Source organism: Mesorhizobium sp. M7A.F.Ca.US.011.01.1.1 (assembly GCF_003998295.1).
Taxonomy (GTDB): domain Bacteria; phylum Pseudomonadota; class Alphaproteobacteria; order Rhizobiales; family Rhizobiaceae; genus Mesorhizobium.
The window spans coordinates 18,013-34,568 of record NZ_RZRT01000056.1; the positions used below are offsets into that span (position 1 = coordinate 18,013).

17 protein-coding genes are annotated in these 16,556 nt (G+C 63.3%); 13 read left to right on the plus strand and 4 right to left on the minus strand.

Features of this window, described 5'->3' with window-relative positions; genetic code table 11:
• Positions 1–39: 39 nt before the first annotated feature.
• Positions 40–432 (minus strand): DoxX family protein, encoded by a 393-nt coding sequence (locus EOA13_RS30340; RefSeq protein ID WP_127297101.1) that lies wholly within the window; start codon positions 430–432, stop codon positions 40–42.
• 199 nt (positions 433–631) lie between these two features.
• Between EOA13_RS30340 and EOA13_RS30345 the strand changes: the two genes are divergently transcribed.
• Positions 632–1,120, plus strand: coding sequence for a hypothetical protein (locus EOA13_RS30345; protein ID WP_206535331.1), 489 nt, complete (start codon positions 632–634; stop codon positions 1,118–1,120).
• A 98-nt stretch (positions 1,121–1,218) separates the two neighbouring features.
• Here the strand turns inward: EOA13_RS30345 and EOA13_RS30350 are convergent, their stop codons facing one another.
• Positions 1,219–1,995 (minus strand): VOC family protein, encoded by a 777-nt coding sequence (locus tag EOA13_RS30350; protein ID WP_127297103.1) that lies wholly within the window; start codon positions 1,993–1,995, stop codon positions 1,219–1,221.
• A 165-nt stretch (positions 1,996–2,160) separates the two neighbouring features.
• On the opposite strand from EOA13_RS30350, the gene EOA13_RS30355 reads away from it, so the two are divergent.
• From EOA13_RS30355 to EOA13_RS30405, 11 genes are all read left to right on the plus strand, one after another.
• Positions 2,161–2,877, plus strand: coding sequence for a gamma-glutamylcyclotransferase (locus EOA13_RS30355; protein WP_023813205.1), 717 nt, complete (start codon positions 2,161–2,163; stop codon positions 2,875–2,877).
• A 142-nt stretch (positions 2,878–3,019) separates the two neighbouring features.
• Positions 3,020–4,384, plus strand: a complete 1,365-nt coding sequence (locus EOA13_RS30360) for an NAD(P)-dependent oxidoreductase (protein ID WP_127297104.1) — start codon at positions 3,020–3,022, stop codon at positions 4,382–4,384.
• Between the two features lie 2 nt (positions 4,385–4,386).
• The gene (gene preA, locus EOA13_RS30365; protein WP_027035003.1) at positions 4,387–5,700 is read left to right on the plus strand and encodes an NAD-dependent dihydropyrimidine dehydrogenase subunit PreA; all 1,314 of its coding nucleotides are present in this window, start codon (positions 4,387–4,389) and stop codon (positions 5,698–5,700) included.
• A 247-nt stretch (positions 5,701–5,947) separates the two neighbouring features.
• Positions 5,948–6,499 carry an Rrf2 family transcriptional regulator gene (locus tag EOA13_RS30370; RefSeq protein ID WP_127297105.1) on the plus strand — a complete coding sequence of 184 codons (552 nt, stop codon included), beginning with the start codon at positions 5,948–5,950 and terminating at the stop codon, positions 6,497–6,499.
• A complete protein-coding gene (locus EOA13_RS30375; protein WP_127297106.1) occupies positions 6,496–6,954 on the plus strand; it encodes a carboxymuconolactone decarboxylase family protein in 459 nt (152 codons plus the stop codon). The genes EOA13_RS30370 and EOA13_RS30375 overlap by 4 nt, the downstream gene beginning before the upstream one ends.
• Before the next feature lie 62 nt (positions 6,955–7,016).
• On the plus strand, positions 7,017–7,394 hold the full coding sequence (locus tag EOA13_RS30380) for a DoxX family protein (protein ID WP_127297107.1): 378 nt from the start codon (positions 7,017–7,019) through the stop codon (positions 7,392–7,394).
• A 114-nt stretch (positions 7,395–7,508) separates the two neighbouring features.
• Positions 7,509–8,570, plus strand: a complete 1,062-nt coding sequence (locus EOA13_RS30385; protein WP_127297108.1) for a glycosyltransferase family 4 protein — start codon at positions 7,509–7,511, stop codon at positions 8,568–8,570.
• A 50-nt stretch (positions 8,571–8,620) separates the two neighbouring features.
• Positions 8,621–10,783 carry an amylo-alpha-1,6-glucosidase gene (locus EOA13_RS30390; protein WP_127297109.1) on the plus strand — a complete coding sequence of 721 codons (2,163 nt, stop codon included), beginning with the start codon at positions 8,621–8,623 and terminating at the stop codon, positions 10,781–10,783.
• Between the two features lie 141 nt (positions 10,784–10,924).
• A complete protein-coding gene (locus EOA13_RS30395) occupies positions 10,925–12,703 on the plus strand; it encodes a trehalose-6-phosphate synthase (protein ID WP_127297110.1) in 1,779 nt (592 codons plus the stop codon).
• A gap of 53 nt (positions 12,704–12,756) precedes the next feature.
• Complete coding sequence (otsB, locus tag EOA13_RS30400) at positions 12,757–13,482, plus strand: trehalose-phosphatase (RefSeq protein WP_164780423.1); 726 nt, start codon at positions 12,757–12,759, stop codon at positions 13,480–13,482.
• 60 nt (positions 13,483–13,542) lie between these two features.
• Positions 13,543–13,791, plus strand: coding sequence for a hypothetical protein (locus EOA13_RS30405; RefSeq protein ID WP_127297112.1), 249 nt, complete (start codon positions 13,543–13,545; stop codon positions 13,789–13,791).
• Positions 13,792–13,801: 10 nt separating this feature from the next.
• Here the strand turns inward: EOA13_RS30405 and EOA13_RS30410 are convergent, their stop codons facing one another.
• Together EOA13_RS30410 and EOA13_RS30415 are read right to left on the minus strand one after the other, a co-directional pair.
• On the minus strand, positions 13,802–14,524 hold the full coding sequence (locus EOA13_RS30410; RefSeq protein WP_127297113.1) for an SDR family oxidoreductase: 723 nt from the start codon (positions 14,522–14,524) through the stop codon (positions 13,802–13,804).
• Positions 14,524–15,366 (minus strand): SDR family NAD(P)-dependent oxidoreductase, encoded by an 843-nt coding sequence (locus EOA13_RS30415; RefSeq protein WP_127297114.1) that lies wholly within the window; start codon positions 15,364–15,366, stop codon positions 14,524–14,526. Before EOA13_RS30415 ends, EOA13_RS30410 begins: the two co-directional genes overlap by 1 nt.
• Positions 15,367–15,469: 103 nt before the next feature.
• Between EOA13_RS30415 and EOA13_RS30420 the strand changes: the two genes are divergently transcribed.
• A complete protein-coding gene (locus tag EOA13_RS30420) occupies positions 15,470–16,357 on the plus strand; it encodes a helix-turn-helix transcriptional regulator (RefSeq protein WP_127297115.1) in 888 nt (295 codons plus the stop codon).
• Positions 16,358–16,556 lie beyond the last annotated feature (199 nt).

The following is a 16,556-nucleotide window of genomic DNA, read 5'->3' on the forward strand; positions in this document are numbered from 1 at the left end:
TTGGGCGACATGCACTAGGCACGCCCCTTCTTCTGGGCGTCAGGCGCTGCGGCGGTTGTCCAGCGCGAAGGCGCCCGTGCCCGCAAACACCAGATAGAGGAAGATGAAGCAGAACGAGATCGCCGAATCGCCGCCATTGTTGACCGGGAAGAAGTCGCGCGGCGCGTGCGCCATGAAATAGGCGATCGCCATTTCGCCGGCCAGAAGGAACGCGACCGGCCGGGTGAACAGGCCCAGCGCCAGCAGGATGCCGCCGGCGAATTCGAGGATGCCGGCGGTGAGTGACAGCCCGCTCAAAGCACCGGCGTGGTCGCTGATCGGGAAATTGAACAGTTTCTGGGTGCCGTGTTCGATGAACTGCAGCGCGGTCACAATGCGCAGAATGCCGAGTGCCTGCGGCTGATATCTGGCAAGGCCGTCGAAAAGCTTCATCTAAAACTCCTTTAGCTTCCGGGATCGGCCATAGTTTATCGCCCGGCATTGGACCATTCATTTCCCCTGGTTTGCCATCAACAATCAGTGATTGGGAATGTTCCCAATTCCCTTCAAGTGTTTCTCGCCAGGGTTGCATTAGTACCTCTATGGTTGTATTAATGCGTGTACAACAATCTGAATGTGTGGGGGTCTTGCCATGAAAAAAGTCGTCATCAGCCTGTTCGCGATCGTCGCAGGCACCAGCTTCGCCATGGCCGAGGACGCCGGCTGTGAGGCCTTCAAATGGCCGGTGACGCGGGAGCAGACCCTGTTTGCCGCGGCACCGGCAACGCCGTCCGGAGCGGCGCTGGCGGTTGGTGCGGCTGCGGACCTGGCGCTGGTGCCGGTAGAGAAGGCCGGTTTTGCGGTGGCGCCCGAACGTGCGCCGGCATCAGACACGTTTGGGGCCGTCGCCAGCGTGGAAGTGCCATCCGAGGGAGCCATCCAGATCAGTCTCTCGGGGGAGGCCTGGACCGATGTCATCCAGGATGGCCAGGCCATCAAGTCGGCGGGCTATAGCGGCGTGAAAACATGCCCTGGCATCCGCAAGAGCGTGCGCTTCAAGCTTGCGCCCGGCCCGGCCACCGTCCAGTTCAGCGGCGCGAAAAAAGCTGAGTTGAAGGTTGCGGTGCTGGCGCCGGAATGAGACGGCGCCAGTCCGGGGGTAACGGCGCCAGGGGGTAGAGGCCTTCATCGGTGGTCTGATGAAAACCCGCGCTTTGTTTCAGCGGTGTTCGATCGCGGTCAGCAGACTGGCGCCATCAAGGCGAAGTGCGCGTCTTGCGGGTCCTGGCATTGGACGATCCAACTGCCGCCGGGGACCTCCATCGGGCCCATCAGGATCTTGCCGCCATTGTCGGTGACCCGTTTTGCCGCCGCGTCGATGGCCGCAACGTTGAAGTAGAATTGCCAGACCGGCACAGGGATCTGCTCCGGCTTGTTCATGATGCCGCCGCCGGATTCGGGGCCAGCCGTAAAAGTCTGGTAAGTGCCCATCGGGCCCATGTCGAAATCGCCGGCGTCGACCCAGCCGAACTGCTCGGAATAGAAATCGAACGCGGCTTTCCAGTCGCTCGTATAAAGCTCGTGCCAGTCGATGTGGCCCGGCGTGCCGGCCGGCACGACAGGCTGGTCGGGACCGTTCGGCTGCAGGAACATGAAGGTCGTGCCTTGCGGATCGGCGACGACGGCAAAGCGGCCGACACCCAGAATGTCGTCGGGCTGGCGGTGAACGGTGCCGCCGGCTTTCTCCAGCGATGCCGTGGCGGCGTCGACATCCCTGGTGTGAATATAGCCAAGCCAGGCAGGCGGCATGCCCATCTTGGCGGCATCCTCGGGCAAGGTCATCAGTCCGCCGACGCCACGTTCGCCGACATTCATCACGATATAGCGCGGCATGCCGGGTGCCTTATCGAAGGGCTGCGCCGTCCAGCCGACCACTTGGGTGTAGAACGCCTCGGCGGCGTCGAGATCTGATGTCATCAATTCGTACCAGAAGAAGGGCATCGGGGTTTTCGGCATTTTCGGTCTCCTCACCTTTCATGGATCGATCGTCGTCCATCTTAGGACGATCCTCACGACGGAAATCCGACACGCCCGGACAACAATGGGTGTGTGTGCCAAGCGTTCCCTGGTTGCGCGAGCTCTGGTTTTCGATTTCTCTGCGGTGATGAGGGGTTGTCGTCCATGCGCTTGATGTCGCTCACGCCCGAGCTTGTCGCACTGTGCCATCGGGAAGAGGCCGATCCCGGCCCGGACCCGAGTTGGACAGACATGAACGACGAGGATTTCCGCACCCTTGCCTTGCGGCTGTCCAATGAAGCCGATGAGGGACCACTATGGGTGTTCGCTTACGGGTCCCTGATCTGGAAGCCGGAATTCGAGTCGGTCGAGCAACAGCTCGCCACGGCCTTTGGCTGGCACCGCTCTTTTTGCCTCGACATGGTGCGTTGGCGGGGCAGCGCCGAGCAGCCGGGGTTGATGATGGCGCTCGAACGGGGCGGACGCTGCAACGGCGTGATCTACCGCTTGCCGGAGGGCGAAAAGCCGGCGCAGATCGAAAGGCTGCTGCGACGCGAGATCAGCGACCACGAAAGCATCGAGACGGTCCGGTGGCTGCCGGTGCATACGCCGCAAGGTACGCTGCGCGCGCTTGGCTTCTGGGTCGGCGTGAAGGGCAGGGGAACGTCGCTGAACCAGCCGCTGGACAGAGTGGCGAGCGTGCTGGCCAGAGCCTGCGGGCATATTGGATCCGGCGCCGAATATCTCTACAACACGGTCAGCCATCTCGAGGAATTCGGCATCCATGACCGCAATCTGTGGCGGCTGCAGCAACTGGTAGCCGACGAGGTCAAGACCATTCATGGCTGTAAGCTTGAACCCGGCCATTCGCGCGCACTGTAAAAGTGGCCCTCGCCTCCAATAACATGACTAAAAAAATCATGTTATTGTCGAGCCTTTTCAGGGGCTTGCGCCGAAAATTGACCAATTGATAAAAAAATAAAACGTGCTAGCCTTCCTCAAAAGAAAACATGGGGAACTGACGATGCCAGAAGGCCAATTCAGGGAAGGCATTGCGGGCGGCAGGCTCTCGGCCGACCAGTATGCGGACAATTTTTCCGACCTGCATCCGCCGCTCGATCACCACGAGGCGCTGGTCGAATCCGATCGTTGCTATTTCTGCTACGACGCGCCGTGCATGAATGCATGCCCGACCTCGATCGACATTCCGCTGTTCATCCGCCAGATCTCGACCGGCAATCCGATCGGTTCGGCCAAGACCATCTTCGACCAGAACATATTGGGCGGCATGTGCGCCCGCGTCTGCCCGACCGAAACGCTGTGCGAGGAAGTCTGCGTGCGCGAGGTGGCGGAAGGCAAGCCGGTGCAGATCGGCCGCCTGCAGCGCTACGCCACCGATGTCGCCATGGGCGAGAACAAGCAGTTTTATCCGCGCGCCGAGCCGACCGGCAAGACAATCGCCGTGGTCGGCGCCGGGCCGGCCGGCCTTGCCGCCGCGCACCGGCTCGCCCGCCACGGCCATGACGTGACCATCCTGGAAGCGCGCGCGAAGGCCGGTGGCCTCAACGAATACGGCATCGCCGCCTACAAGAGTGTCGACGATTTCGCCCAAGCCGAAGTCAACTACGTGACCGCGATCGGCGGCATCGACATCCAGAACGGCAAGGCGCTCGGCCGCGACTACCAGCTGTCGGACCTGATCCGCAATTACGATGCGGTGTTTCTCGGCATGGGCCTTGGCGGCGTCAACGCGCTGCGTGCTGATGGCGAGGAGGCCGACGGCGTCATCAACGCGGTCGAGTTCATTGCCGAACTGCGCCAGGCCAGCGACCTTTCCGGCCTGCCGGTTGGCCGCCGCGTCGTCGTCATCGGTGGTGGCATGACGGCCATCGACGCGGCCGTACAGTCGAAGCTGCTCGGCGCCGAGGAGGTGACGATCTGTTACCGGCGCGGCCAGGAGCACATGAACGCTTCCGAATTCGAACAGGATCTGGCGGCAGCCAACGGCGTCAGCATCCGCCACTGGCTGCAGCCGAAGCGGGTGATCGCCGAAGGCGGCAAGGTCACCGCCGTCGAACTCGAATACACGGCGCTGAACGGCGACAGGCTTGCCGGCACCGGCGAGACACTGACGCTCGTTGCCGACCAGGTGTTCAAGGCGATTGGTCAGAGTTTTGTGCCGGTCGCCCTTAATGGCAGCGGTGCGTCGATCGATCTTGAAGCCGGCCGCATCAAGGTCGATGCGGAAGGGCGCACGTCGCTCGACAGGGTCTGGGCCGGTGGCGACTGCATCTTCGGTGGCGACGACCTCACCGTCTCGGCGGTCGCGCAGGGCCGCGACGCTGCGGAGAGCATCAATCGGGCACTGACCTCGAACGGGAGGGCATGAGCATGGCAGATATCAGAAACAATTTCGTCGGCATCAAATCGCCCAATCCGTTCTGGCTGGCCTCGGCGCCGCCGACCGACAAGGCCTACAACGTCATCCGTGCCTTCAAGGCCGGCTGGGGCGGCGTGGTGTGGAAGACGCTGGGCGAGGAAGGCCCACCGGTGGTCAACGTCAACGGCCCGCGCTATGGCGCGATCTGGGGCGCCGACCGCCGCCTGCTCGGTCTCAACAACATCGAGTTGATCACCGACCGCGACCTGCAGGTCAATTTGCGTGAGATCAAGCAGGTCAAGAAGGACTGGCCCGACCGCGCCATCGTCGTCTCGCTGATGGTGCCTTGCGTCGAGGAGGCCTGGAAGGCGATCCTGCCGGTGGTCGAGGAGACGGAGGCCGACGGCATCGAGCTGAATTTCGGCTGCCCGCACGGCATGTCGGAGCGCGGCATGGGCGCGGCTGTCGGCCAAGTGCCGGAATATATCGAAATGGTGGTGCGCTGGTGCAAGCAGAACACCCGCATGCCCGTCATCACCAAGCTGACGCCCAACATCACCGATGTGCGTAAGCCCGCACGGGCGGCACATGCCGGCGGCACCGACGCGGTGTCGCTGATCAACACCATCAATTCAATCACCGGTGTCGACCTCGACAGCTTCGCGCCGCAGCCGACCATCGACGGCAAGGGCTCGCATGGCGGCTATTGCGGCCCGGCGGTGAAGCCGATCGCCATGAACATGGTGGCCGAGATCGCGCGCGATCCCGAAACCCGCGGCCTGCCGATCTCCGGCATCGGCGGCATCACCACCTGGCGCGATGCTGCCGAATTCATGGCGCTCGGCGCCGGCAATGTGCAGGTCTGCACGGCGGCAATGACCTATGGCTTCAAGATCGTGCAGGAAATGATCGCGGGCCTCGAAAACTGGATGGACGAGAAGGGGCACGCCTCGCTCAACGACATCGTCGGCCGCGCCACGCCCAATGTCACCGATTGGCAGTATCTCAACCTGAACTACGTCGCCAAGGCGCGTATCGACCAGGATGCCTGCATCAAATGCGGCCGCTGCCACATCGCCTGCGAGGACACTTCGCACCAGGCGATCACCAGCATGGTCGACGGCGTCAGGCACTTCGAGGTGATCGAGGCCGAATGCGTCGGCTGCAATCTGTGCGTTAATGTCTGCCCGGTCGAGAACTGCATCACCATGGAACCGCTGGCGGCAGGCGTGATGGACCAGCGCACCGGCAGGCCGGTATCGCCGGTCTATGCCAACTGGACGACGCACCCGAACAATCCGATGGCCAAGGTGGCGGCCGAGTAGGGTTTCGCTCCAGTCCAAATGCCGTGTTTGGCAGAACTTGGGTTCCTCGCCCCACGAAGTGGGTCCCGCTTCGCGGGAGCGAGGAACCCAAGTCCTGTGAAGCGCTGGGTGTCGAAAACCACCAGACCTTTGCCCCTCGGAAACCTCACTCTCGTGGCCACCACGAATATGTGGATAATCCTCCATTTCCTATTGCAGATAATAATTATCCACGATAGTATGTATCCATGATAAAGGAGCCGATCCAATGAAGCTGGGCGAAGGCGTTGAGGCAGCCATCCATTGCGCTGCCACGCTGGCCAGTGTGGAGGGGAACAGCACCATGCCTGGCGCCGCTCTCGCCGAGGCCTTTGGCCTGTCGCCTAGCTATCTGCTCAAGCATCTCAACATGCTCAGCGCCGCGCGCATCCTGGAATCGGTGCCCGGGCCTGCCGGTGGCTATCGGCTGGCGCGGCCGGCCGAGCGCATCACGCTGCTCGACATCGTGCTGGCCATCGAAGGGCGCGAGCCGGCTTTCCGTTGCGGTGAGATCCGTCAGCGCGGTCCGGTGAAGCTCGATGCATCGGCCTATGTCAAACCCTGCGGCATCAACGCCGCGATGCTGAAGGCCGAGCGCGCCTATCGCGCCGCGCTCGCCGAGACCAAGCTGTCCGATATCGTGGCCACCTATGCGGCAGAAGGCGATCCCAGGTCGCTTGCTGCGAGCTGCGCCTTCGTCGAGCGCCACCAGCGGCCGCAGAAATCCCAGTTAACCCCGCAGACCCAAACCCCAAGCAAACATGAAAGGACATCAAGATGAAACAGAGGCTGCAATTTTTCGCCAAGGCGCCGGAGATCATGAAGGCTGTGTCGGCGCTCAACAAGGCGGTGGACGAATGCGGGCTCGAGGTGAGCCTGCTGCACCTGATCAAATTGCGCGCGTCGCAGATCAATGGCTGCTCGTTCTGCGTCGAGATGCACAGCCGCGAGGCGAGGCGCGACGGCGAGACCGAGCAGCGGCTCTACCTGGTTTCAGCCTGGAAGGAATCGCCGCTGTTTTCCCTGCGCGAACGCGCTGCCCTTGCCTGGACCGAGGCCGTCACCTTGATCGCCAACAATGGCGTGCCGGACGAACTCTATGCAAAGACGCTCGGGCATTTCTCGGAAGAGGAACTGGTCAAGCTGTCCGTTGCGCTCGGCATGATCAACACCTGGAACCGGCTGTGCATCCCGTTCCAGGCCATTCACCCGGTGCCGGCGGCGAAGGCCGCCTGATTGTCCGGTTATGTTGGGAGCGCCGTCGAAAGGCGGCGCTCCACTTTCAAAGGGAGCGTTTGATGCCTGCCGATTTGCCTTCGACCTTGTTGTTTCTCGCTCGCCTGTTGCTCGGCGGCGCCTTCGTCTTCGCCGGCCTGCGCAACATCCAGAACGCGGCCTTCCTGACCCAGCTGATGGCCGCGCGCGGTGTGCCGCAGGCAAGATTGGCGCTGTGGCTCGGCATCGTGCTTCAGATCGCCGCCGGCGTGCTGGTCATCGCAGGATTGTGGACGGCACTAGCGGCCGCGGTGCTGCTGCTGTTCCTCATCGTCGCCACGCCGATGTTCCACAATTTCTGGGACCATCAGGGTCCGGACCGTGCGTCCCGCATCAACGGCTTCGTCGGCAATGTCGCGCTGAGCGGTGGCTTTCTGACCCTGATCGCGCAATCCGTTTGACGCACAGTTCCATGCCGACTGCGGCCTCTGGTGCCGACGGCTCGATCATAAAATCGGAACCAATCGAGCCGTTGACGCATTTCACACCTGCATGCCCAGCATCCAGGATGGAATATGAAAATCGCCCATGTCGCGCCGCTTTATGAATCGGTGCCGCCAAGGCTCTATGGCGGCACCGAGCGCATCGTCTCGTATCTGACCGAAGCGCTGGTCTATCTGGGCCATGAGGTGACGCTGTTCGCCAGTGGCGACAGCCAGACTTCCGCGACGCTGGTACCCAGCCGGGAACGCGCGCTGCGCCTCGATCCGCGTCCGCTTAAATCCGAGATCGCGGCGCATCTGTCGATGCTTTCGCAGGTGAGGGACCGGGCGTCGGAGTTCGATGTCATCCACTTCCATCTCAGCCATTTCCTGCACTTTTCCTTCTTCGAGGATCTCGCCGACCGCACGGTGACGACGCCGCATGGCAGGCTGGATTATGTCGACCTGGCGCCGGCCTATGAACGGTTCCCGCGTTTTCCCCTGATTTCCATTTCGCACAGCCAGAAGGCGGGCTTTGCCAACGCCAACTGGTTGGCGACGATCCATCACGGATTGCCGACCACTCTCTACGAACCGGCTTTTGAGACGACGGCGGAAGAACCCTATCTTGCTTTCCTCGGCCGGTTTTCCCGCGACAAGCGCCCGGATCGCGCCATCAAGATCGCTATGCGCTCAGGCCTCAAGCTGAAGCTTGCGGCAAAGATCGGCGACGACGATCGCGCCTATTTCCGTGAGGTGGTCGAGCCTTTGATCGACGGCGATCGCGTCGTCTATGTCGGTGAGATCGAGGAAAACCAGAAGGCGGAATTTCTCGGCAAGGCGGCCGGCCTGCTGTTCCCGATCGACTGGCCGGAGCCGTTCGGCCTTGTCGCCATCGAGGCCATGGCCTGCGGCACGCCGGTCATCGGCTGGAATTGCGGCGCGCTGCCCGAAATCATCGATCAAGGCGTCACCGGTTTCATCGCTGACACGGTGGACGGCGCGGTCGCCGCGGTGCCCGACTTGCTGCAACTCGACAGGCGAAAGGTGAGGGCCGTTTTCGAAAAGCGGTTCTCCGCTCGAAGAATGGCTGGCGATTATCTGGCCGCCTATGCGGGCCTGATCGGCGTCCCGAGCGCGGCGAAGGCGTCTTGAGCAACGACGTGCTCGAGCCACGACAACGAAACAACAGGGATCTTTGACGAATGGCCCAACTCGATGAGCGCCAGCTCGATCCCGCGGTTGCGCTTGCGTCGCTCGACGCCACCGCCCCTCGCGAGCCGCATCGGTTGTTTGCCCTCAAGCAGGGCGATTGCTTCGCGGTTGCCGACGCCTATGGCGACATACGCGGAGCCGGCGACGGTTTCTTTCGCGACGACACACGGGTTCTTTCCGAGTTCCGGCTGACCGTCGGCGGCAGGCAGACATCGCTGCTCGGCGCCTCGCTCAGCCAGGACAATGTGCTGTTCACCACCAATTTGACCAATCTGCCGATACAGAGCGCCGGCGGACGCGACATCCCGCAGGGAGCCATTCACATCGAACGCGTCAGGCTGCTTTGGCAGGACAGGCTGTTCGAACGCATCACGCTTTCCAATTACAGCCGGGAACACTCGACGATCAGCGTTTCCCTGCACTATTCCGCCGATTTCCGCGACATGTTCGAAGTGCGCGGCTCGAGACGGCTGAAGCGCGGGCTGGCCCATGCCGCCGAAACAGACGCGACGTCCGTCCTGCTGCGCTATGACGGGCTCGACGGCCTGGCCCGCCTCTCTGCGATATCGTTCTCGCAGGCGCCGGACCAACTGACAGCCACCCGTGCCGATTTCCTGATAGCCGTGACCAAGCGCAGCAGGAAGGTGCTTTATGTCGAGGTCGGCCCCGAGGTGGCCGATAAGCCCGACCGCGACCGGTTTCGCGCCGCTGCCGCCCGCGCCCGCTTTGGCATGCGGGCCAAACGTCGCCATGGCGCGACGGTGCGCAGCTCGGGCCGCGTCTTCAACGACTGGGTCGAGCGCGCCCGCGCCGATGTCGCGCTGCTGACCACGGAACTGGCGACCGGCCCCTATCCCTATGCCGGCATCCCCTGGTTCTCGACGGCGTTCGGTCGTGACGGCGTCATCTCTGCACTGCAGATGCTGTGGCTCAATCCGGGCCTGGCGCGGGGCGTGTTGGCCTTTCTGGCCCAGCACCAGGCGACCGAGACATCGCCGTTCAGCGATTCGCAGCCGGGCAAGATCATGCACGAGACCCGCAAGGGCGAAATGGTGGCGCTGCGGGAGCTCCCCTTCGGCCGCTACTACGGTGGCGTCGATACGACACCGCTCTACATCTATCTTGCTTGTGCCTACGCCGATCGTACCGGTGACATGGCGTTTATCGACGGCCTGTGGCCGTCGCTGTGCGCAGCGGCCGAATGGACGGAGGAGGCGGGCCGGGAGACCGGATTCGTGACTTACCAGCGAGCGGCCGAGTCCGGCCTCGCCAACCAGGGATGGAAGGACAGTTTCGATTCGGTCTTCCATGCCGATGGCCGCATTCCCAAGGGCCCGATCGCGCTGGTCGAAGTGCAAGGCTATGTCTTTGCCGCTTTCCGGGGGCTGGCCAAGCTTGCCCGCCGCCGTGGCGAAGACGACAAAGCCGATCACTGGGAGGACCGCGCCGAGGCGATGCGGGTGGCGGTGGAACGCGATTTCTGGCTTGACGATCTCGGCTTCTACGCCCTCGCGATCGACGGTGCCGGCGAGCCCTGCAAGGTGCGGACCTCGAATGCCGGGCATCTGCTCTTTGTCGGATTGCCTGAGCCGGCGCGGGCGCAGATGGTCGCCGACCAGCTGCTTTCCGCCTCCTTCCATTCCGGCTGGGGGCTGAGGACGCTTGCCGACGATGCGGTGTTCTTCAACCCGATGTCGTACCACAACGGCTCGATCTGGCCGCACGACACCGCCATGTGCGGTGCCGGCCTGGCGCGCTATGGCGAGCGTGAAAGCGTGGTTCGCCTGATGAGCGGCACATTCGAATCCGCGGTCCACTTCAACATGCGGCTGCCCGAACTGTTCTGCGGTTTTACACGCGCGCCGGGCGAAGCACCCATCGCCTATCCCGTCGCCTGCCTGCCGCAAGCGTGGTCGGCGGGCTCGGCCTTCATGCTGATGCAGGCCTGCCTTGGCCTGGAGATCGACGGCTGGGATGGTGAGATTCGCGTTAGCCGTCCCAGGCTGCCGATCGGCATCGACACGCTGACACTGCGGCACCTGGGCGTCGGCGACCGGGTGGTCGATCTCACCTTCCAGCGCGTCGGCGACCGGGTCGTCGCTTTCCTTGCCGACCGCCATGAAGGGCTGGTGCCGCTCATCGTAAGGACATGATCCGAACAAAATTGGCGGAACCGATCCGAGCTTTGTGCGTTGCAAAAATACAGGTCCGAACGCTGACCACGTGGTCGGCGGACCTTTTCAAACGGGAAACATGAACAAACGGTCGCCAACGGCCGGGTGAGTTGACATTCAATGACAAACTACGGTGCGGAACTGCTCTGGGTTCTGATCTTCGCGAGCCTCGGTTTTTCCGCTCTTGCCGTATTCCTCTCCCTATCGCGGCAGCGCCGCAGTCACCCTCCGGCGGTTGCACATACTGCGGGGGAAGACGTGGCCGCGGAGGCGGCGCGCAAGGTGATACGTGAGTTCGAAAAGAACGGCCAATCGGCCGATGCGGCGCTGGTGACGTGGTCGCCCGAGACATTGCGCAAGATCCTCGCCGACGATCTGCCCGATGCGCAGGTGATCGTGGTGTCCAACCGGGAACCCTATATCCACAACATCAGGGATGATGGCGTCGAATTGCTGGTGCCGGCCAGCGGGCTGGTGTCGGCGCTCGAGCCGATCACCCGCGCCTGTGGCGGCACCTGGATCGCCTATGGCGGCGGAACGGCGGACCGCCTCACCGTCGACGACCACGACCGGGTACAGGTGCCTCCCGGCCATCCGTCCTACACGCTGCGCCGGGTCTGGCTGACGGAGCAAGAGCATCAGGGTTATTATCTCGGTTTCGCCAATGAGGGGCTTTGGCCGCTTTGCCATATCGCCTTCACCCGGCCGATTTTTCGCGCCTCGGACTGGGAGGCCTATGAGGCCGTCAACCGGAAGTTCGCCGACACGGTGGTTGCCGAAGCGCGCAACGAGCGGCCTATCGTGCTGGTCCAGGATTACCACTTCGCGCTGCTGCCGCGCATGATCCGCGAGCGCCTGCCGGAGGCGATCGTCATCACTTTCTGGCATATCCCGTGGCCGAATTCGGAAGTGTACAGCATCTGTCCCTGGCGTGAACGCATCCTCGAGGGGCTGCTCGGCAGTTCGATCATCGGCTTCCACACCCAGTTCCACGCCAACAATTTCACCGAAAGCGTAGATCGCTTCCTGGAAAGCCGCATCGAGCGCGCCGATGCGGCGATCTCCTACGGTGGCCAGACGACGCTGGTGCACGCCTATCCCATCTCGATAGAATGGCCGGCCGACCTGTTGGCAAAATTGCCTGACGTCGATGACTGCCGGGCCCGTCTGCGCAATAGGTTCGGACTGAAGGCGGATGTGAAGCTGGCCGTGGGCGTCGAGCGTCTCGACTACACGAAGGGCATTCTGGATCGATTTCAGGCGCTGGACGAATTGTTCAAGCGATACCCTGAATGGATCGGAAAGCTGGTTTTCCTGCAGGTCGCGGCCCCCAGCCGCGGCACGCTGCCGGCTTACAAGCTGCTCCACGACGAATGCCACCGCTATGCCGAGGAGCTCAACGAACGCTATGGCAGCGAGGGTTACAGGCCGGTGGTCATGGTGGCCGAGCATCACTCACAGGAACAGGTCTACGAGATTTATCGCGCCGCCGACATATGCATGGTCACCAGCCTGCATGACGGCATGAACCTGGTCGCCAAGGAATTCGTCGCGGCGCGCGACGACGAACAGGGCGTCTTGATGCTCAGCACCTTCGCCGGCGCCTCGCGCGAATTGCTGGAGGCGCTGATCGTCAACCCTTACGACGCCGCCATGATGAGCGAAGCGCTGCTGCAGGCGCTGATCATGACTTCAGACGAACAGCGCGAGCGCATGCGGCCCATGCGCGAGACGATCCGCAACAACAATGTCTATCGCTGGGCCGGCAGCATGCTTCTGGATGCAGCGCGCTTGCGCAAGCGCGGTGACCTCGACCGGGTAACCGGTGTCGGTGACCGGCCGCCTAGCGTCGACAATGTCGTGTCCATGTTCGAGCGCAAACGGGTAGTCATGTCATGAACGAGGTCCTGCAAAAGATGATCAGCGAAAGCCCGCAAAAGCCGCAGGCCGTCATGCCGAAACCGCAGACTGTGCTGACCGGCGAATGGGCGTTGTTCCTCGACATCGACGGCACCCTGCTGGAACATGCCGAACACCCGGACGCCGTCTCGGTCAACGACGAGCTTCGCTCCTTGCTGCAAGGCCTGGACCGCAAGCTGGACGGGGCGTTGGCGTTCATCACGGGCCGGTCCGTTGCGGCTGTCGACCATCTGTTTCAGCCTTTGAAACTGCGCGCGGCCGGGCTGTATGGATTGGAGCACCGGCTTCTCCCGGACGACGACGTCGAAGTCGCGGACGAGCCGGCGGATATCGCGGCCCTTGCCGACGAGATCGAGGCCGAGCTCGGTCGTGGGGCCTATATCGAGCGCAAGGGAAGGGTGCTGGCCATCCACACGCGCGCCGCCCCCCATCTGCTTCCCCGCGCGACGCAGCTTGTCGAGCAGGCGCTGGCCACGCTGCCAAAGGGCTACCGGGTGGTTGCCGGCAACGCCGGCGTGGAATTGCTGCCGCTGGAGGCCGCCAAGGGCGCCGCGATCCGGCGTTTCATGGAGATTGCGCCATTCACGGGCCGCCGCCCGGTCTTCCTGGGCGACGACACGTCGGACGAAAACGGCTTCGAAACCGTCAATGATGCGGGCGGCATATCGATACGGGTCAAACCACCGGCGCAAACCACCGCGCAGTACGGGCTGGCCGGCGTTGTCGAGACGCTGGCCTGGCTGAGAGGTCAACTTTAGATCCAGCTGACGCAACCGCGATCGCGCGTCCTGGAAAGGACAAGGAAAGGAACGGTTTCGATGGGACGCTTTGCACAATTGGTCCGAGAGATCACCCCGAACTGGCTTCACGCTCGCTCCTCCCGCCATGAGATCGCCGACGTTTCACCATCCGACGCCGACTACAGCTGGCAAGAGGCAATCGACAACAAGATGTATGGGGCGGATACATCTGACTACTCCCATGTTCCGGAAAAGCCTGTTTCGGCAAAACCGGCAGACGACAGCTCTGCTGACGAGAACGACCGCGTTCCAAAGAAGGCCAATTAACGGTCCTGTCCTATGCCGCAAATCGCAGTCCGCCGTCGCAGGTCAATACCTGACCGGTCATGAAGCCGTTGGAGACGAGGAAGGCTATTGCCGCGGCGACGTCTTCGGCGCGGCCGATGCGGCCGACCGGGGTCCTGCCTGCGTAAGCGGCAAACAGCGCCTGCTTCTGCTCCTCGGCCAGAAAATCCCACCAGGGCGTGTCGATGACGCCGGGCGCCACGACATTGACGCGCAGCGGCTTCAGTTCCACCGCCAGGATCGGCACCACGGTCAACAGCATGCCGTTGGTGGCGGCGATACCGGCGACGCCCGGCGCCGCGAGCTGCGCCGACACCGCCGAGATGAAGGTGACCGATCCGGCCTTGTTGAGTGTCGGCAAGGCGGCCTGCAGGCAGGACAGCTGCGGGCGGACCTTTTCCTCCACGCCACTGCCGATGTCGCTCAGGTCAAGCGTCGGGAAGGGGCCGAGGCCCTTGCCGCCGCTGGCCGCCAGCACCAGATGGTCGAAAGGACCGAGGCTCTCAAAGAACTGGCGGACCTCATCCGGCTTCGCGGCGTCGAAAGCAGCCTTCTCGGCAGCACCGCCAAGGCTTTTCCAAGCGCTCTTCAGTTTGTCCTCGTTGCGCCCGGTGATGGTCACCTTCATGCCCGGGCCAAGCAGTTTTCGCGCCGTCGCCAGGCCGATGCCGGACGAGCCGCCGATGACGACGGTGTGTTCGATTGTCTTGGTCATCAATGCTGTTCCTTCGATGTGGGGGAGGCCGTGCCGATGAGATCGAGGCTCAGGCTTCGCAGCCGTTGCCTTGCCTTGGGGTCATAAGCCTGGGCGTCGGCGCGGGATTCCCGCAGGCCGTCGAAATAGAGGCCGCTTTTTCCGTCGAGCGCGGGTGAGGCAGCGAGGTTGAGGATGGCCTCGGCACCGGTCTCGACCGAACTCCACGGCGTCACACCAGCCTGCCGGACCATGGTGGTATTCATGTAACTCGCCGGGTGCAGCGCGTTGACGGTGACGCCGGTACCTTTCAACTGTTCGGCCAAATCGACGGTGAACAGGATCTGCGCCAGCTTGCTCTGGCAGTAGGCGCGCACGCCGTCATAGAAGCGGGTCAGCATGACATCGCCGAAGTCGATCGCTTGCTGCCCTGCCGAGGCGACATTGACGATGCGCGCTGGTGTGCTCGCCTTCAGCAACGGAAGAAGCTCACTGGTGAGCAGGAAACCGGCGAGATAGTTGACCGCCAAGCGCAGTTCGTAGCCGTCGGCGCTGACCTGCCTTTTGGCGCCTTGGCCTGCCGTGCCGATGCCGGCATTGTTGATGAGGATGTCGAGCCGGTTCGTCCGGGCGCGCACGGAATCGGCGAGCCGGCGCACCTCGGCCAGTGAAGAGAGGTCGGCGACCAGAAGCTCGGCCTTGCCGCCAGCAGCTTCGATCTCGGTGACAACAGCCTTGCCGCGCGACGCATCGCGGCCGTGCACCAGCACACGGGCGCCGGCGGCGCCCAGCCGTTGCGCGACGACGCGGCCGACGCCGTCTGTCGAGCCGGTGATGAGGATTGTCTTGTCTTTGAGTTCCATGTTCGGAGCCTCCGTTCTGTTGCTCTGAACGGAAGATGGGACAGTTAGTGCCGGCCAAACAGTTCAAACTTTATCCTGGTATCAATACTGCTATAATAGGCGCATGGAGTCCCAACCCCGCGCGGCCCCAAACCTCTCCGCTGAAGACAGCCGCCGGCGCGAACTCGGCGCCTTCCTGCGCTCGCGCCGCGAAAGGCTGACGCCCTCGGCCACAGGCATCGCCACCGGTCTCAGGCGGCGTACGCCTGGGCTGCGCCGCGAGGAGGTGGCGATGATCGCCGGTGTCGGCACCACCTGGTACACATGGCTGGAGCAGGGGCGGGAGGTCAGGCCCTCGGTGGAGGTGCTGACGGCGCTCGCCGAAGCGCTGCGCCTCGACGCGGCCGAAAAACGGCATCTGTTCATCCTCGCCGACCGCCAGCAGCCGGAGCGCCGTGCCGTGGCGCCCGAAAAGGTCGACGGCCCCCTGCTGCACATGCTGCAGAGCCTGGTGCTGCAGCCGGCCTATGTTGTCGGGCGGCGCTGGGACGTGCTGGCCTGGAACCCGGCGGCGGTGGCTGTGTTCGGCGATTATGGCCTGCTGGAGGGTGATGCCCGCAACATCGTCCACATGGTGTTCACCAGCCCGCACCACCGGCGCCTGCTGGTCGACTGGGAGGAATTGGCGCGCACCGTGCTGGCTTCGTTCCGGGCCGCAAGCGCGCGCTATGTCGGCGATCCGGATTTCGAGCGTCTGATCGAGTTGATGACGCGTTCCAGCCCGGAGTTTCGCAACTGGTGGCCGCAGCGCGACGTCGCGCACCGGTTGTCGGGGGTGAAGCATGTCCGGCACCCGAGCGCGGGCGCCATGACCTTCGAGCATATGAGCCTGTCGATCGGCGACGGCTCGGACATGAAGCTGATCGTCTACACGCCGCTCGCCGAGCAGAACTCGGTCGCCAAGCTGCAGACATTGCTGGACGTGCTGCCGGCAGAGCGGCGCAGCGCGTGAGGTTGGCTGACGGCCCCCCTCAGCTTCGTCATCCACGGGCGGAGCGGGAGCGAAGCGGACGCGGAGACCCGAGGATCCTGTGTGTTGTTCCCATGCTATGTCTGAAGTGGGAAGGAGACCGAGGGGATCCTGGTCGTCCTTTCGAGGACAGGCCGTGGCATGGCTCGGTCCCTTCCCACCGGTGAACCATCAACCTGAA

What these genes read in the sequence shown, in the direction of transcription:
- EOA13_RS30350 (WP_127297103.1), bottom strand. Translation starts at nt 1,995, where the DNA reads ATGCCGAAAACCCCGATGCCCTTCTTCTGGTACGAATTGATGACATCA.
- EOA13_RS30405 (WP_127297112.1), top strand. Translation starts at nt 13,543, where the DNA reads ATGGGACGCTTTGCACAATTGGTCCGAGAGATCACCCCGAACTGGCTT.
- preA (WP_027035003.1), top strand. Translation starts at nt 4,387, where the DNA reads ATGGCAGATATCAGAAACAATTTCGTCGGCATCAAATCGCCCAATCCG.
- EOA13_RS30360 (WP_127297104.1), top strand. Translation starts at nt 3,020, where the DNA reads ATGCCAGAAGGCCAATTCAGGGAAGGCATTGCGGGCGGCAGGCTCTCG.
- EOA13_RS30345 (WP_206535331.1), top strand. Translation starts at nt 632, where the DNA reads ATGAAAAAAGTCGTCATCAGCCTGTTCGCGATCGTCGCAGGCACCAGC.
- EOA13_RS30340 (WP_127297101.1), bottom strand. Translation starts at nt 432, where the DNA reads ATGAAGCTTTTCGACGGCCTTGCCAGATATCAGCCGCAGGCACTCGGC.
- EOA13_RS30420 (WP_127297115.1), top strand. Translation starts at nt 15,470, where the DNA reads ATGGAGTCCCAACCCCGCGCGGCCCCAAACCTCTCCGCTGAAGACAGC.
- EOA13_RS30370 (WP_127297105.1), top strand. Translation starts at nt 5,948, where the DNA reads ATGAAGCTGGGCGAAGGCGTTGAGGCAGCCATCCATTGCGCTGCCACG.
- otsB (WP_164780423.1), top strand. Translation starts at nt 12,757, where the DNA reads ATGCCGAAACCGCAGACTGTGCTGACCGGCGAATGGGCGTTGTTCCTC.
- EOA13_RS30410 (WP_127297113.1), bottom strand. Translation starts at nt 14,524, where the DNA reads ATGACCAAGACAATCGAACACACCGTCGTCATCGGCGGCTCGTCCGGC.
- EOA13_RS30355 (WP_023813205.1), top strand. Translation starts at nt 2,161, where the DNA reads ATGCGCTTGATGTCGCTCACGCCCGAGCTTGTCGCACTGTGCCATCGG.
- EOA13_RS30375 (WP_127297106.1), top strand. Translation starts at nt 6,496, where the DNA reads ATGAAACAGAGGCTGCAATTTTTCGCCAAGGCGCCGGAGATCATGAAG.
- EOA13_RS30395 (WP_127297110.1), top strand. Translation starts at nt 10,925, where the DNA reads ATGACAAACTACGGTGCGGAACTGCTCTGGGTTCTGATCTTCGCGAGC.
- EOA13_RS30380 (WP_127297107.1), top strand. Translation starts at nt 7,017, where the DNA reads ATGCCTGCCGATTTGCCTTCGACCTTGTTGTTTCTCGCTCGCCTGTTG.
- EOA13_RS30390 (WP_127297109.1), top strand. Translation starts at nt 8,621, where the DNA reads ATGGCCCAACTCGATGAGCGCCAGCTCGATCCCGCGGTTGCGCTTGCG.
- EOA13_RS30385 (WP_127297108.1), top strand. Translation starts at nt 7,509, where the DNA reads ATGAAAATCGCCCATGTCGCGCCGCTTTATGAATCGGTGCCGCCAAGG.
- EOA13_RS30415 (WP_127297114.1), bottom strand. Translation starts at nt 15,366, where the DNA reads ATGGAACTCAAAGACAAGACAATCCTCATCACCGGCTCGACAGACGGC.